Raw genomic sequence first — 14,499 nt, forward strand, 5'->3', positions numbered from 1 at the left:
CGCCGCCGCCGCCGCCCGCGCCGCGTCGGTGATCTCGGCGCCCGCCAGCATCCGGGCGATCTCCTCCCGGCGGCGGGCGTCGTCCAGCGCGTCGACGGTCGTGGTGGTCACCCCGTCGGCGTCCGCCTTGCGGACCTTCCAGTGGGCGTGCCCGCGCGAGGCGACCTGGGGGCTGTGGGTCACCACCAGCACCTGCGCGCCCGACGCCAGGCGCTTCAGCCGTTCGCCCACGGCTTCCGCCACCGCGCCGCCCACGCCCTGGTCCACCTCGTCGAAGATCATAACCGGCTGGCGCTGTCCCTCGCGGCTGGCCAGGGCCGCCTTCATGGCCAGGGCGAAGCGCGCCAGCTCGCCGCCCGACGCTATGGCGTCCAGCGGGCCGAAGTCGGTACCGGCGTTCGTGGCCGCCTCGAACCGCGCCGTCTCGCGGCCCTGCGGCCCGCGCCGGTCCTCGGCCACCGGCTCCAGCCGCACCCGGAACCGCGCCCGGTCCAGCTTCAGCGGCCCCAGTTCGCCCATCACCGCCGCCGCCAGGCGCTCGCCGGCCGCCTCCCGCGCCGAGGTCAGCAGCGACGCGACCGCGTCATAGGCCTCGCGCGCCTGCACCGCCTCGCGCTCGGCCGCGACCAGGGCGTCGGCCCCGTCCTCGATCAGCCGCAGCTGCTCGCGGAACCGCGCCCGTAGCGTCGGCAGATGCTCGACCGTGCTGTTCAGCTTGCGCGCCGCGGCCCGCAGCGCGAACAGCCGCTCCTCGGCCTTGTCCAGCCGTCCGGGCTCGAACTCGAAGGCGTCGGCCGCGGCGTCCACCGCGGCCACGGCCTCGGTCGCCTCGACCAGCGTCCGGTCGATCGCCTCCGCCGCCGAGGCTAGCCGCGCCAGGACCGGATGGTCCGGCTCGACCCCCGCCTGCCCTGCCCGCTGCCGCGCATGCTCAACGGCCCTGAGCGCCGCCGCCAGCCGCTGGCTCAACTTGTCGCCGCCCAGGCTGTCCCGCGCCGAGGCCAGGTCCGCCAGCGCCTTCTCCGCCGCCCCCAGCACGGCGCGCTCTCCGGCGAGCTCCGTCTCCTCGTCCGGGCGCGGGTCCAGCGCGTCCAGCTCCGCCAGGTTCAGGCTCAGCTCCTCGGCCCGCGCCGCCGCGTCGCGCGCATCGGCCCGCAACGCCTCCAGCCTCGCCTCGGCGGCCTTCAGCGCCTCGGCCTGCGCCGCCACGGCCGCCAGGTGGCTCTCGTGGCCGCCGTAGGCGTCCAGCAGGGCGCGATGGGTCTTCCAGTCCAGCAGGCCGACGGTCTCGTGCTGGCCGTGCACCTCGACCAGCCGGGCGCCGATCTCGCGCAGCACGCCGACGCCGATGGGCTGGTCGTTGACGAAGGCCCGGCTGCGCCCGTCGGCCCCCAGCACGCGTCGCAGGATCAGCGGCTCGCCGGCCTGCACCTCCAGTCCCCGCTCGACCAGCAGGGCCGCGAGGTCCGCGTCGTCCACGGCCGAGAACTCTGCGGCGGCGACCGCCTGCCGGGCGCCCGCGCGCACCAGCCCGGCCTCGGCCCGGCCGCCGAGCGCCAGACCCAGCGCGTCCAGGATGATCGACTTGCCCGCCCCGGTCTCGCCGGTCAGCACGGTGAGGCCCGCCGCGACCTCGAGGTCCAGCGCGTCGACCAGCACCACGTCGCGGATGGACAGGCTCGTCAGCATGGCGGCGGTCTAGCCGGATTCGGGCTCAGGCGGCGCGCCTCAGCCGGGGATGATTCGCCTCAGCCAGCTCTCGCGCTCGCCTTCGGGCTCCACGTCCGGGCGGGCGCCCTCGTTCGTCAGCAGCACATAGGCGTCCTGGTACCAGCGGCTGCCCGGATAGTTGAACCCCAGGACCGCGCCGTTGCGCGTCGCCTCGTCCTTCAGCCCGAGCTGCAGATAGACCTCGACCAGCCGATATAGCGCCTCGGCCGTGTGCGACGTGCGCTGGAAGTCCGGATTGTCGATCACGGCCTTGTAGCGGTTCGCCGCGGCCAGCAGCTGATTGTCCCGCTGATAGTAGCGGCCGATCTCCATCTCCTTGCCCGCCAGCTGGTCGTTGACCATGTCGATCTTGACCAGGGCGTCTCGGGCGTAGGGCGAGTCCGGGTACCGGCGCGCCACGTCCCTCAATCCAGCGAGCGCGTTCTGGGCGTAGGCTTGGTCGCGGCCCACGTCCACGATCTGCTCGAAGTTGCAAACCGCGCGCATGTAGAAGGCGTAGGCGGCCGAGGGGCTGCCCGGGAACAGCTGGATGAACCGGTCCGCCGCCGCGATGGCGTCGGTGTAGTCCCCGGCTTCATAGTGGGCGTGGACCTGCATCAGGATCGCCCGTCGCGCCCACTCCGAATAGGGGTGCTGGCGTTCGACCTCCTGGAAGTAGTCGACCGCGTCGCGCCAGCGGCGCTGCTCCAGCCGCTGATAGCCGGTGTTGTAAAGCGCCTCCACGGGGCGCTCCTCATAGGCCAGGCGCGGACGGTCGGCGCGACCGGCGCAGGCCGACAGCGTCAATGCGGCGAGCGCGACGCAGGCGGCGACCTGAACGGGCCGACGCGCGGCGGCGGATTTTTGCGGCAGGAGCGGCAAGGCGACCTCATTACGCGGAGCAGCGATCAGCGCTGTCTAGCACCGGCCCGGCGTCGCCGCCAACGCGGCATGCGCCCTTGATGCGCGCCTTCGCGCTGCGGTAAGGCGCGCCAACCATTGAAGTCCCGATGAGGGCGAAAGGATGACGCGGCCATGAAGCTCCTGTCCGGCAACGCCAACCGAACGCTCGCCCTGGCCATCGCGGACCACCTCGACATGCCCCTGACGCGCGCCCAGGTGAAGCGCTTCGCCGACAACGAGGTCTTCGCCGTGATCGAGGAGAACGTCCGCGGCGAGGACGTCTTCATCATCCAGTCGACCAGCTATCCGGCCAACGACAACCTGATGGAGCTGCTGATCATCACCGACGCCCTGGTGCGCGCCTCGGCCAAGCGGATCACGGCGGTCATGCCCTACTTCGGGTATGCGCGACAGGACCGGAAGACCGGCGGCCGCACCCCGATCTCGGCCAAGCTGGTCGCCAACCTCATCACCCGCGCGGGGGCCGACCGGGTGCTGACGATGGATCTGCACGCCGGGCAGATCCAGGGCTTCTTCGACATTCCCACAGACAACCTCGTCGCCACCCCGGTGCTCGCCCAGGACATCAAGGAACACTATCCGCGGGGCGACGACCTGATGATCGTCTCGCCGGACGTCGGCGGCGTCGTGCGCGCCCGCTCGCTGGCCAGCCGCCTGGACGCCGATCTGGCGATCGTCGACAAGCGCCGGCCCAAGGCCGGGGAGAGCGAGGTCATGAACATCATCGGCGACGTCGAGGGTCGCCGCTGCATCCTGTTCGACGACATCGTGGATTCGGGCGGCACCCTGGTGAACGCCGCCAAGGCCCTCATGGACCAGGGCGCGACCGAGGTCTCCGCCTACATCAGCCACGGAGTCCTGTCGGGTCCGGCGGTGCAACGCATCACCGACGGCCCGCTGAAGGAACTGGTCATCACCGACTCCATCGAACAGCCTCACGAAGTTCTGAACTGCGCGAAAATCCGTTCTGTTTCCGTCGCACCGCTCATCGGCGAGGCCATCCGTCGGATCGCAAACGAGGAATCGGTCTCCAAGCTGTTCGATTAACCGTCGGAAAAGACACAGAGCCGCTGTATAAAGCCGCTCAGTCCGATCGAGCACCGATCCTTCCGTTGTGAGTGGGGTTCATCCATGGCCTTGGCCTTTGTCCGGACGCCGCGCGCGACCGTCATCGCCCTGACCGCCGCCGCCGCCGTCCTGGCCGCCTGTTCGACGCCGGAACCGCCCGCCCCCGAGCCGGCGCCCGCGCCGCCGCCGCCGCCGCCGCCCGTGGCGCTGAACCAGGGCGTGGCCGACGCCGCCGCCATCTATGTCGCCTTCGTGCGCGAGATGGGCACGATCCAGCCCGGCGGCTTCCAGGACGCCGAAGCGATCCAGGCCTCCATCCGACGCGGCGCCGCCTACGATCCGGTGCAGCTGTCGCGCGGCATGATCGCCTACGGCGCCATCCTGGCGTTGCAGTCGGACGGCTTCGTCGCCGGCGTGCGGGAGTTCGCGGTCGATCCGGACCAGCGTCGCGACATCGTCAACCGCATCATCGAGAACCCCGCCTACGCCGCTCAACTGCCGGGCGCGGCCGACGCGGCCGGCCTGATCGCCGCCTCCATCGGCCGGCAGTCGGCCCAGCTCAGCGCGATCGGCATGGCCATCGAGGAGGACGCCTACACCATCCAGGAGCGGCAGGATCCGCGGCGACGCTGGGCGGTGCAGCACATCACGAACCGCGAGGAGCGCCTTGAGTCGGCCAAGGCCCTCTCGCTCCAGACCATGGCGCCGGCGACCGACGAATCGGCGCGGCTGCTGGCGGCGGCCCTGTCAGGAGAAGGCATGGCCGGCGCAGGCATCGCCGTGGAAGGCTCGGACCTGCCGCCGCCCTACACGCCGGCCGTGATCAACGCCCTGGCGATCGCCGCGCTCGCCGCGCTCGGGGCCGGGGGCGACGACTATCGCACCTACACCGAGGCGCTGTCGGTGGAGACCAACAGCGAGTTCTGCCTCAGCATGTCCAAGCTGATGCTGTTCCAGTGCCTGGCGGCTGCGCGCCCCAGCTATGAGGACATGTTCTGCCTGGGCCGGCACATCGTGCGCGACCTCTCGGCCTGCCAGGCCCAGAACACGGGCGGCGGGCTCGCGACGGCGCCCGTGATGACGGCCGAAGAGCCGACGGTCACGCCGGTGGCCGCGGAGGCGGCGGCGGCGTCCACCAACGCGGTGGCGTCCACGCCGGAGGAGTAAGCTCCCGTCTCGTCGGCCCGGTTGCGCGCCGGGGGCGAAGCGTGTAATAGCGCGCGCTCTTGATTTCAGGGGCAGAACCCCCCGCCGCGCGGGCCACGGTCCGGCGCGGCGGTTTCGTTGTTTGAGGCAGCCAGATGGCCGAGATCATCCTGAACGTCGACGTCCGCTCGGGCGTGGGCACCGGCGGCGCCCGCGCCGCCCGTCGCGCCGGCGCGGTGCCGGGCATCCTGTACGGCGGCGACAAGGCCCCCGTCGCGATCTCGGTGAATGAGAAGGACTTCAAGAAGTCGCTCTACACCGGCAAGCTGCTGGGCCACCTGGTGACCCTGAAGTACGGCGACGAGACCCAGCCGGTCATCGCCAAGGACGTGCAGTTCGACCCGGTGTCGGATCGCCCGGTGCACTTCGACCTGATGCGCGTCGACGAAACCGCCCCGGTCAAGATCGCCATCCCGGTCCACTTCAAGAACCTGGAAGACGCCCCGTTCAACCGTCAGGGCGGCTCGCTCGAGATCGTGCGCCACGACGTCGAGATCCTGGTGCGCGCCGACCGCATCCCCGAAGAACTGGTCGTCGATCTCGCCGAGCGTCAGATGGGCGACACCATCCGCATGTCTGACATCGCGCTGCCGGAAGGCGCGGCCCCGACCATCACCGACCGCGACTTCGTGATCGCGACCATCAAGGTCTCCTCCGCCGCCAAGGCCGAAGCCGCCGACGAGGCCGCCCAGGGCGACGGCGCCGCCGAGGACGCCGCCGAGGCCTGATAGGGCTTCGGAGGTCCAACAGATCAGCCCCGCCCGGCGCGCCGCGGCGGGGTTTTTCTTGTCCGGGGCCCCGGGCTTGGCCAGAAGGACGTCATGATCATCATCGCCGGCCTCGGCAATCCCGGGGCGAAGTACGAGAAGAACCGTCACAACATCGGCTTCATGGCCGCCGACGCCATCGCGCGGCGCTGGTCGTTCGGGGCCGAGCGGGCGAAGTTCCAGTCGGTGGTGTCGGAGGGCGAGGTTCCGACCGCCAAGGGCGCGGTCCGTGTGCTCCTGATGAAGCCCCAGACCTATATGAACGAGAGCGGCCGAGCGGTCGGCGAGGCGGCGCGCTTCTACAAGATCCCGCCGTCGGACGTGATCGTGTTCCACGACGAGATCGACCTGGCCCCGGGCCGCTTCCGCATGAAGCTGGGCGGCGGCGCGGCCGGCCAGAACGGCGTCCGGTCCCTGATCAGCCAGCTGGGCCCCGATTTCCGTCGGGCGCGCCTGGGTGTGGGGCATCCCGGCGAGAAGCATCTGGTGCACGGCCATGTGCTGTCTGACTTTCACAAGGCGGACCAGCCGTGGGTGGAGGCGCTGCTGAACGCCTGCGCCGACGCCCTGCCGTTCGCGCTCGCGGGCGACGACGAGCGGTATCAGGCCGAGGTGCTGCGGCTCGCCCCCGCGCCCAAGTTCAGCCCCCGCCAGGCCGCGCGCGGCGAACTCTGATCACCGCGACCGCGTGACCGTTGCACGGCTCGGTCGGGTCGCGTAGCAGGAACCTGTGACCGTTCCGGCCAAGCCCGTTCCGATCCTGCGCGCGCTGGCGTTCCTCGCCGCGACCTTCGCGCTCGTGTTCGGCGCGCTGCTGCCGTCGGCGGTCGCCGCGTCAGCGCGTCACGATCGGCCCATCGTGCTGTGCTCGGCCGAAGGGCCGCGCACGATCCAGGTGGGCGCGAACGGCGAGCGGCGCGCTGAAGATCTGGCCGCGCTGAAGTGCGCCGCCTGCGTCATGGCGGCCGTCGCCGCCCTGCCCGCGCCGCCGCCGCCACAGCCCGCCCCGCCGATCAGGCCGCGGCCGGCGACCTTCGCCGTCTTGCGGCGCGTTGACCGCCTACCCCCTGCGCGCGCGCCGCCACGCCCGCCGTCGACCGCTCCACCCCACGCCTGAAGCCGAACCTCGCCGCGCGCGCCGCCTCGCCGACGCGCGCCTGACCGATTTCGACTTCAGGACACCTTCAAATGAACCTCCAAGCCTCCGCGGCGCCCCTGGCGCTGCTGCTCGCCGCCGCGAGCGTTCCCGCCCATGCCCAGACTCCGACGAGCCCCGCCGACGAGCGCGCCGTCACCACCGTGGACAGCATCATCGTCACCGGCCGTCGCGACCCCGAAGACCCGCCCGTCGTCGCCCAGGCGCGGGCCCGCCTGTCCCGCACGCCAGGGGCCGTCGCCGTCGTTTCGGCTGAGAGCCTTCAAAGCCGCTACGCCCCGAACATCGCCGACGTCCTGCGCGACGTGCCCGGCGTCTACGCCCAGAAGAAATGGGGCGGCGATGTCCGCATCGCCATCCGCGGCTCGGGCATCGGCAACGCCAACCACCTGCGCGGCCTATTCGTGTCGCAGGACGGGATCCCATTCAACGAGGCCGACGGCTTCGGCGACGTGCAGATGGTCGATCCCCTGCTGGCGCGCTACACCGAGGTCTACAAGGGCGGCAACGCCCTGCGCTTCGGCGGGGCCCTGCTGGGCGGGGCAGTGAACCTGGTGACGCCCAACGGACGCACCTCGCCCGACTCCGTCGTGATCCGCGCCGACTACGGCTCCTGGCGCACGGCGAGGCTGCACGCCGAGGTCGCGGGCGAACGCGGCGCCTGGGACGGCTTTCTCGGCGTCACCGGGGCGACGAGCGACGGCTGGCGTCAGAATTCCGAGGGGCAGCAGCAGTATGTCACCCTCAACCTCGGCCGGAGCTTCGGCGAGGACCGCGAGGCGCGCCTGATCATACAGGGCGCCTACATTCACCAGGACATCCCAGGGTCGCTGACACTGGACCAGGCCCTGAACACGCCGGTGACGGCCGCCCCCGCCAATGTCGCGAACGCCTACCAGCGGGACTACGCCTCTGTCCGCACCACCCTCTTGACGCGCTGGCGCCTGTCGCCCGCCCTGCTGTTCGAGGGTTCGGTCTACGGGACCTGGAAGGACCTGCACCATCCGATCTTCCAGGTCATCGACCAGCAGAGCCGCAACTACGGCGCCTTCGGCCGGCTGGACTGGGAAGGCTCGCTGTTCGGGCTGCGCGCGGACGCCTTCGGCGGGGCCTGGTATCGCTCGGGCGACCTCGACGCCCTGCAGTTCGTCAATGTTCGCGGCTCCAGCGGGGCCCCGACCGCCAAGGCCCGGCAGAACGCCCAGGCCCTGGACGTCTTCGCCGAGGGCCGCCTCTTCGCCACGGATCAGCTGGCGCTGGTGGCGGGCGGCGCCTGGGGCCGGGCGGAGCGGGACTACGAGCGCTTCGCGCTTCCCGGCGTCGCGGGGACATTCGCCCAAGCGCTCGGCGAGGATTATGAGTGGTTCGCGCCCCGGCTCGGCCTGCTTTGGGAGAACGAGGCCGGGGATCAGGCGTACGCGAACGCCACCCGTTCGGTGGAGCCGCCGAACTTCGGAGCCCTGTCGCCCACGGCGGCCGGGTTCACCCCTCTGGAGCCACAGGAGGCCTGGACCTATGAGGCGGGCTTGCGGGGGCGGCGAGGGCCCTTCACCTGGGACGCCACGATCTATCGCGCGGAGCTCGACAACGAGCTTCTGAACTTCGTCGTCAATCCGGCCCTGGGCGTTCCGGCGGCGACGTTCAACGCCGGACCCACGGTGCACCAGGGACTGGAGGCGGCGCTGGACTGGCGTTTCGCGGACCGCTGGCGGCTGCGGCAGACCTATACCTATTCGGACTTCTTCTTCGAAGGCGACCGGGTCTATGGCGACAACGACCTGCCGCTGATCCCGCCGCATCTGTACCGGGCTGAGCTGCGCTACAGCGATCCCTCGGGCTTCTTCATCGCGCCACAGGTCGAATGGACCCCGTCGGACACCTGGGTCGATTACGCCAACACGCTCGAGGCCCCGGGCTACACGGTCATGAACCTCAGTCTCGGATGGCGGTTGAATGCGAGGACGGACATCTTCGTCGACGCCCGCAACATCCTGGATGAGCGCTACGTCTCGAACTTCAACGCGGTGACGGACGCGCGCGTGGCCTCGACGTCCGTCTTCTGGCCCGGCGAAGGCGCGTCCGCATTCATCGGCGTGAGGCTCGCCCGCTGATGGCCCGGTTCAAGGACGTCATCCTGTCGGACGCCTATCGCGTCGTCTGGCGCTGGCATTTCTATTCGGGGCTTCTGGTCCTGCCCTTCCTCATGCTGCTGGCGCTGACCGGCGGCCTGTATCTGTTCAAGGCCGAGATCGACGACGCCGAGCGGCGGGGGATCGCCGCCGTCGCTGCTGGTCCTGAGCGTGTGCCGGCGGAGCGGTGGCTGACGGCGGCGCGGGAGGCCCTGCCCGGCGAACCCGTGGCGGTCCTCGTGCCGTCGCGGGCCGACCGGGCGGTGGAGGTCGCCATGCGGCCGCCCGAAGGTCCGGAGAGGACGGTCTTCATCGACCCCTACGACGGTGAGGTGCAGGGAACGGCCGGGCCGCCCCTGTCAGAGACCTTCAAGCGCATCCATAGCCTCTCGATCCTCGGCGGCTGGGCGAACATCCTGATCGAGATCGTGGCGGGCTGGGCGATGATCCTGGTCGCGACCGGGCTTTATCTGTGGTGGCCCCGCGCCCGGGGTGTCGGCGTCGTCAGCTTGACGGCGCGGGACCCCGCCCGACGGCCCTTCTGGAGGGACGTCCACGCGATCACCGGCGTCTTCGCGGGCGGCGTGATCTTCTTCCTGGCCTTCACCGGAATGCCGTGGTCGGCGGTCTGGGGAGATACGGTGCTTGGGGCGATGAGAACCGCCGGACTCGGACGCCCGCCGCCCCCGGTCGCCTCCAGCTGGGAGCATGCGGGTCACGAAGCTCCGCGCGGGGTCGGCTGGACCTTGCAGGGCGAAACCCTGGACGCCACGCCGGGCGCGGTCGATCTGGACGCCGCAGTGGCGCAGGCCGAAGCGCAGGGCCTGGCCAACCCCTATCGCATCACCCTGCCCTCCTCGCCCGGGCAGGCGGTGGTCCTGGCCCATCAGAACACCCGGGTCGAGGACGGCCGCACCCTCTATCTGGAGTCCGACGGGCGGCTGATCGGCGACATCCGCTTCGACCAGTACGGCTGGGGGGCGCGGGCCTTCGAATGGGGCGTCCTGACCCACCAGGGGACCCAGTACGGCCAGATCAACCGGTTGATCATGCTGACCGGCTGCATCGCCGTCTGGGTCCTCGGCGTCAGCGCCATGGTCATGTGGTGGAAGAGGCGGCCGAAGGGTCGCCTCGCCGCTCCCGTCGCGCCGCCCGGACCGCGCGCACGGGTCGCGGTGCTGGGAATCGTGCTGCCGCTGGCCATCCTCTATCCTCTGACGGGGCTGAGCCTCGTCGCCGCCGTTCTGATCGACCGCCTGTGGACCCGCCTGCGTCCGGCGGTCGCCCGATGAAGGACTTCACCATGAGAACGCTTCTGCTTTCCGCCTCCGCCGCCATGCTGCTCTCGGCGTGCGGGCAAGTCGGCCCGGAGGGCTCCGCCCCCACGACGGTGGAGGTCATCGACGCCGTCTGTCGCCCCGTTCCGGCTGGTCGGGACGTCACCGCCTGCTACCTGACGCTCACCGCCCGCGGTGACGACCGCCTCGTGGCCGTGTCCAGCCCCATCGCCGCCGACGCGCAGATCCACGAGATGACCACCGAAGACGGCATGATGCGGATGGGCGAGATGGCCGACGGGCTCCCTCTGCCAGCCGGTCGGTCCGTCGAGCTCCGTCCCGGCGGGTCCCACCTGATGTTGTTCGGCGTGGCGGGGCCGCTCCAAACCGGGGATGACGTGCCCCTGACCCTGACCTTCGAGGGAGCAGAGCCGCTGGAGGTGATCGCCCGAGCCGGGGAGCCTGCGGCCGCCGGCGGCGCCGCGCACTGAGCCTCTGGTCAAGCGTCGCCTTCGTCGGCACCTTCGCCTCGACAACGGAGGCGAAGATGGCGATGTCCCCGATCCTGGCGCTGGCGCTCGTGGCGGCTCAGACGCTCGACGACGGGCCTCGCTTCGACCTGTCCTGTCGCGAGTTCGCCGACGCCGGCATCCTGCGTGACCAGGAGGACCACTTGTTCTCGGTCGATCTGGAGGCGGCGACGGCGTGTCGGCGGGGCAATCCGCGATGCGCTCCGGTCGTGGACCACGGCCGCTGGCTGGAGCTGTCGTACCGTTTCTCCGCCGGAGAGGACGAGTGGGAGATGTTTCGGCTCTACGACCGTCAGACGGGGTGGCTGGATCAGGTCATCCGGAAGGTCGGCGATCACGGGCTCGACTACGGGGACGCGGTTTGCGAGGTGCGCCCGTGGACCGGCGTGGGAAGCCGACGCTGACAAGCCGCCTTCGACCGGCTAAAGCCCTGCGCTCCGAAGCAATCCCCAAAAAAGAGTCATGGCCCTGAAAGTCGCGATCGTCGGCCTGCCGAACGTCGGCAAGTCCACCCTGTTCAACGCCCTGACCAAGACGGCGGCGGCGCAGGCCGCCAACTATCCGTTCTGCACCATCGAGCCGAACACCGGCGACGTGGCGGTCCCGGAAGCCCGTCTGGACGTGCTGGCCGAGATCGCGGGGTCGAAGGAGATCATCCCCGCCCGCATCACCTTCGTGGACGTGGCCGGCCTGGTGCGCGGGGCGTCCAAGGGCGAGGGGCTGGGCAACCAGTTCCTGGCGAACATCCGGGACTGCGACGCCATCGCCTTCGTGGCCCGCTGCTTCATCGACGACGACATCACCCACGTCGAGGACCGCATCGATCCGATCGCCGACCTGGAGATCATCGAGACCGAGCTGATGCTGGCGGATCTCGAAAGCCTGGAGCGGCGCCGGGTACAGGTCGAGAAGCGCGCCAAGGGCGGCGACAAGGACAGCCAGCTTAACCTGAAGCTGATCGATCTGGCCCTGGCCCAGCTGAACGCCGGCAAGCCCGCGCGCCTGGCCGAGGTCGCCAAGGAGGACCGGAAGGCCTGGGACATGCTGCAGCTGCTGACCTCGCTGCCCGCCCTCTACGTGGCCAACGTCGAGGAGGCGTCGGCGGCCGAGGGCAACGACCTGTCCGCCAGGGTCGCCGAGCGCGCGCGCGCCGACGGCGCCGAGACCGTCGTCATCTCCGCCCAGATCGAGTCCGAGATCGCCGTGCTGGACGACGCCGAGCAGAAGGAGTTCCTCGAGACGCTCGGGCTCGAGGAGCCGGGGCTGAACCGACTGATCCGCGGGGCGTATCAGCTGCTGGGCCTACAGACCTACTTCACCGTGGGCCCGAAGGAGGCGCGCGCCTGGACCATCCCGGTGGGCGCCACCGCGCCGCAGGCGGCCGGGGTGATCCACACCGACTTCGAGAAAGGTTTCATCCGCGCTGAAACCGTCGCCTACGACGACTACGTCGCGCTGAAGGGCGAGGCGCGGGCGCGCGAGGCCGGCAAGCTGCGCGCCGAGGGCAAGAGCTACGTCGTCAAGGACGGCGACGTGATGCACTTCCTGTTCAGCTGATCGGCCTCAGCCCGGCGTCTCCGCCAGCGTGGTGCACTTGTTGAGCTGAACCGGGTCCCCGCCACGATCGAGATAGGTCAAGGTCATGACGTCGCCCCGCACGGCCATGCGGACACGTTCCTCGTTGACCTGCCCCTCGGCCTCGCAGCGCAGGCTGGCGTCGTAGGCGTCGTCCGCCTGGGCGATCGCGGTGATGTCGCAACTGTTCTCATAGCCCAGGAACCGGGTCGTCGTGATCTCGATGGGTCGGCCGTCGCCGCCCGGCGCGGCGCACCAGCGCACGTCCGCGGCCCAGCGTCCGACGAAGTTGGCGGGCCCGGCGCCGGGCAGCCCCTCCACCTTGGCGGGCGGCGGCGAGGCGACCTCGGGCGACGGGGCAGGCTCCGGACGCGGCGCCAGCGGATCGCCGCCTTGGTCGCAGGCGGTCAGGAGGCACGGGACGAGAAGGATCAGGCGGCGCATGGCCCCCTAACGCCTCGCGCGCGCCGGCGGTTCTCGATCAGCGGCGGGCGTCGTCCGTGCGCGCGCGGATCGCCCCGAACTCGCTGTTGGGCTTCCAGCCGGGCCAGCGCTCGCTGTTCGCGAGATCCCAGGCCAGGCGATACATCAGCGTCAGGGTCTCGACGCCCGACGAGAAGTCGAGCTCCGGCGACCATTCGTCGGCCGCGCGGTGGTAACGCTCGGCCCACATGGCCTCATAGGCCGGCTGGCCCACCGCCCTGCCGCCCTCGTCGTAGTCGACGCCGTGCCACGGCATAAGGGCCGGGACGCCGGCGACGGCGAACGGCAGGTGGTCGGAACGATAGTAGAAGCCCTGCTCCGGCTGGCCGTCGTCGGTCAGGTATCGACCCTCCGCCTCGGCGAGGCGCGCCAGGTCGTCCTCCAACTCGTTCTGGCCGAAGCCGAAGATCGGCAGGTCGCGGGTGGGCGGGGACAGGGGCAGCATGTCGATGTTGAGGTCCGCCACCGTCGTCTCGATCGGATACACCGGGTCGGCGGCGTAGGCCCACGCCCCGAGCAGGCCCATCTCCTCGGCCGCCATGTGGGCGAAGACGAAGCTGCGCTCGGCGGGCCCGGCGGCCTTCAGCTCGCGGGCCATCTCGACCAGGGCGACCGTGCCGGAGGCGTTGTCCCAGGCGCCGTTCCAGACATTGTCCTCGCCCTCGGGCACCTGCTGGCGGCCGTGATTGTTCAGGCCGACGTGGTCCCAGTGGGCGGAGAATATGATGGTCTCTTCGGGCCGCTCGGCGCCCGGGATGCGGGCGAGCAGATTGTGCGTCCGCAGCACATCGACGGACTCCTCCGCCGACGCCGTGAAGCGCACGCCCGTGAGCGGCGTCGCCCGGAAGTCGCCGCCCGCCTCGGCGGCCGCGATCAGGACCTCCATGTCCAGCGACGCCGCGCTGAACAGCGCCGCCGCGGCCGGCCGCAGCAGGTCCGCGGTGAATTCGACGTCGGCGCCGCCGGGCTGGAAGGTCCTCTGGGCGTCGGCGAAGCGGCCGCCGGCGAGCTGGGGCTGAAGCGTGATGACGCCCACGGCGCCGCGCGCGAAGGCGTCCCGAGCCTTCCACCATCCCGCGTTGTAGACGGTCGGGTACTCGCCGTTGAACAGATCGCCGTCGGGCTCGCCGGGAAGGAGCAGGACCACCTTTCCCCGGACGTCCGTGTCCTTGTAGTCGTCCCAGCCGCGTTCGGGCGCGACGATGCCGAACCCGGCGAACACCAGCTCGGCCCCCGCGACGTCGGCTCGCCCGTCATTCGTCGCCGCGCGCAGGTTCAGATCCTCGCCCTTGGCTAGGACGCGGGTCTGTCCGTCGGGTCCGGTCCAGGTCGCGGTGAAGTCGCGCACCGGCGTATAGCGGCGCAGATCGACCGGCTGCAGCCACTGGCCGTCAGGCCCGCCCGGCTCCAGGCCGATCGCCTCGTACTGCGCCTGCAGCCACTCCAGCGTCTTCCGCTCGCCCGGCGTGCCGGGGTAGCGGCCCTCGAAGCTGTCGTCGGAAATCTCCCGCACGCCGTCCGACAGGCGCTGCGCGGAGAACTCCTGGGCCTGGGCGGCCCCGGCGGCGGCGAGCAGCGCCACGGCGCAGACGGCGGAAAAACGACGGAACATGCGGGGCTTGCCTCTGGATCGGTTCAGCCGGAAGCCTAGATCGGCGCGCTCGCCCCGCACGT

General features: G+C 70.9%; 14 protein-coding genes. 10 read left to right on the forward strand and 4 right to left on the reverse strand.

What is annotated here, in order from left to right; translation table 11 throughout:
- Together recN and ACFFGE_RS00010 are read right to left on the reverse strand one after the other, a co-directional pair.
- Positions 1 to 1,689: DNA repair protein RecN (gene recN / locus ACFFGE_RS00005; RefSeq protein ID WP_376833054.1), on the reverse strand; the 1,689-nt coding region annotated here is incomplete at its 3' end.
- Between the two features lie 39 nt (positions 1,690 to 1,728).
- Positions 1,729 to 2,583: an outer membrane protein assembly factor BamD gene (locus ACFFGE_RS00010; protein ID WP_376833317.1), complete on the reverse strand. Its 855-nt coding sequence runs from the start codon at positions 2,581 to 2,583 to the stop codon at positions 1,729 to 1,731.
- A 162-nt stretch (positions 2,584 to 2,745) separates the two neighbouring features.
- Between ACFFGE_RS00010 and ACFFGE_RS00015 the strand changes: the two genes are divergently transcribed.
- From ACFFGE_RS00015 to ychF, 10 genes are all read left to right on the forward strand, one after another.
- Complete coding sequence (locus tag ACFFGE_RS00015) at positions 2,746 to 3,681, forward strand: ribose-phosphate pyrophosphokinase (protein ID WP_376833056.1); 936 nt, start codon at positions 2,746 to 2,748, stop codon at positions 3,679 to 3,681.
- Between the two features lie 84 nt (positions 3,682 to 3,765).
- Complete coding sequence (locus ACFFGE_RS00020; protein ID WP_376833058.1) at positions 3,766 to 4,869, forward strand: hypothetical protein; 1,104 nt, start codon at positions 3,766 to 3,768, stop codon at positions 4,867 to 4,869.
- Between the two features lie 134 nt (positions 4,870 to 5,003).
- Positions 5,004 to 5,636: a 50S ribosomal protein L25/general stress protein Ctc gene (locus ACFFGE_RS00025; protein WP_376833060.1), complete on the forward strand. Its 633-nt coding sequence runs from the start codon at positions 5,004 to 5,006 to the stop codon at positions 5,634 to 5,636.
- 93 nt (positions 5,637 to 5,729) lie between these two features.
- Positions 5,730 to 6,350 carry an aminoacyl-tRNA hydrolase gene (pth, locus tag ACFFGE_RS00030; protein WP_376833062.1) on the forward strand — a complete coding sequence of 207 codons (621 nt, stop codon included), beginning with the start codon at positions 5,730 to 5,732 and terminating at the stop codon, positions 6,348 to 6,350.
- 55 nt (positions 6,351 to 6,405) lie between these two features.
- A complete protein-coding gene (locus ACFFGE_RS00035; protein WP_376833064.1) occupies positions 6,406 to 6,792 on the forward strand; it encodes a hypothetical protein in 387 nt (128 codons plus the stop codon).
- A gap of 71 nt (positions 6,793 to 6,863) precedes the next feature.
- Entirely contained in the window at positions 6,864 to 8,942 is a 2,079-nt protein-coding gene (locus ACFFGE_RS00040; RefSeq protein WP_376833065.1) for a TonB-dependent receptor family protein, read from the forward strand.
- Positions 8,942 to 10,252, forward strand: coding sequence for a PepSY-associated TM helix domain-containing protein (locus tag ACFFGE_RS00045; RefSeq protein WP_376833066.1), 1,311 nt, complete (start codon positions 8,942 to 8,944; stop codon positions 10,250 to 10,252). Before ACFFGE_RS00040 ends, ACFFGE_RS00045 begins: the two co-directional genes overlap by 1 nt.
- A gap of 11 nt (positions 10,253 to 10,263) precedes the next feature.
- Positions 10,264 to 10,728 carry a copper chaperone PCu(A)C gene (locus tag ACFFGE_RS00050; protein WP_376833068.1) on the forward strand — a complete coding sequence of 155 codons (465 nt, stop codon included), beginning with the start codon at positions 10,264 to 10,266 and terminating at the stop codon, positions 10,726 to 10,728.
- Positions 10,729 to 10,784: 56 nt separating this feature from the next.
- Positions 10,785 to 11,171, forward strand: a complete 387-nt coding sequence (locus ACFFGE_RS00055) for a hypothetical protein (RefSeq protein WP_376833070.1) — start codon at positions 10,785 to 10,787, stop codon at positions 11,169 to 11,171.
- 58 nt (positions 11,172 to 11,229) lie between these two features.
- A complete protein-coding gene (ychF, locus tag ACFFGE_RS00060) occupies positions 11,230 to 12,324 on the forward strand; it encodes a redox-regulated ATPase YchF (protein WP_376833072.1) in 1,095 nt (364 codons plus the stop codon).
- 6 nt (positions 12,325 to 12,330) lie between these two features.
- On the opposite strand, the gene ACFFGE_RS00065 is transcribed toward ychF, so the two are convergent.
- Entirely contained in the window at positions 12,331 to 12,786 is a 456-nt protein-coding gene (locus ACFFGE_RS00065; protein WP_376833074.1) for a hypothetical protein, read from the reverse strand.
- 37 nt (positions 12,787 to 12,823) lie between these two features.
- On the reverse strand, positions 12,824 to 14,437 hold the full coding sequence (locus ACFFGE_RS00070; RefSeq protein ID WP_376833076.1) for a M28 family peptidase: 1,614 nt from the start codon (positions 14,435 to 14,437) through the stop codon (positions 12,824 to 12,826).
- Positions 14,438 to 14,499: the final 62 nt, after the last annotated feature.

This window comes from Brevundimonas balnearis, assembly GCF_042434805.1.
Classification (GTDB): domain Bacteria; phylum Pseudomonadota; class Alphaproteobacteria; order Caulobacterales; family Caulobacteraceae; genus Brevundimonas; species Brevundimonas balnearis.

Coding starts and splice junctions, on each gene's coding strand:
- ACFFGE_RS00015 (WP_376833056.1), top strand. CDS start 2,746: ATGAAGCTCCTGTCCGGCAACGCCAACCGAACGCTCGCCCTGGCCATC.
- ACFFGE_RS00020 (WP_376833058.1), top strand. CDS start 3,766: ATGGCCTTGGCCTTTGTCCGGACGCCGCGCGCGACCGTCATCGCCCTG.
- ACFFGE_RS00025 (WP_376833060.1), top strand. CDS start 5,004: ATGGCCGAGATCATCCTGAACGTCGACGTCCGCTCGGGCGTGGGCACC.
- pth (WP_376833062.1), top strand. CDS start 5,730: ATGATCATCATCGCCGGCCTCGGCAATCCCGGGGCGAAGTACGAGAAG.
- ACFFGE_RS00040 (WP_376833065.1), top strand. CDS start 6,864: ATGAACCTCCAAGCCTCCGCGGCGCCCCTGGCGCTGCTGCTCGCCGCC.
- ACFFGE_RS00045 (WP_376833066.1), top strand. CDS start 8,942: ATGGCCCGGTTCAAGGACGTCATCCTGTCGGACGCCTATCGCGTCGTC.
- ACFFGE_RS00050 (WP_376833068.1), top strand. CDS start 10,264: ATGAGAACGCTTCTGCTTTCCGCCTCCGCCGCCATGCTGCTCTCGGCG.
- ACFFGE_RS00055 (WP_376833070.1), top strand. CDS start 10,785: ATGGCGATGTCCCCGATCCTGGCGCTGGCGCTCGTGGCGGCTCAGACG.
- ychF (WP_376833072.1), top strand. CDS start 11,230: ATGGCCCTGAAAGTCGCGATCGTCGGCCTGCCGAACGTCGGCAAGTCC.
- ACFFGE_RS00065 (WP_376833074.1), bottom strand. CDS start 12,786: ATGCGCCGCCTGATCCTTCTCGTCCCGTGCCTCCTGACCGCCTGCGAC.
- ACFFGE_RS00070 (WP_376833076.1), bottom strand. CDS start 14,437: ATGTTCCGTCGTTTTTCCGCCGTCTGCGCCGTGGCGCTGCTCGCCGCC.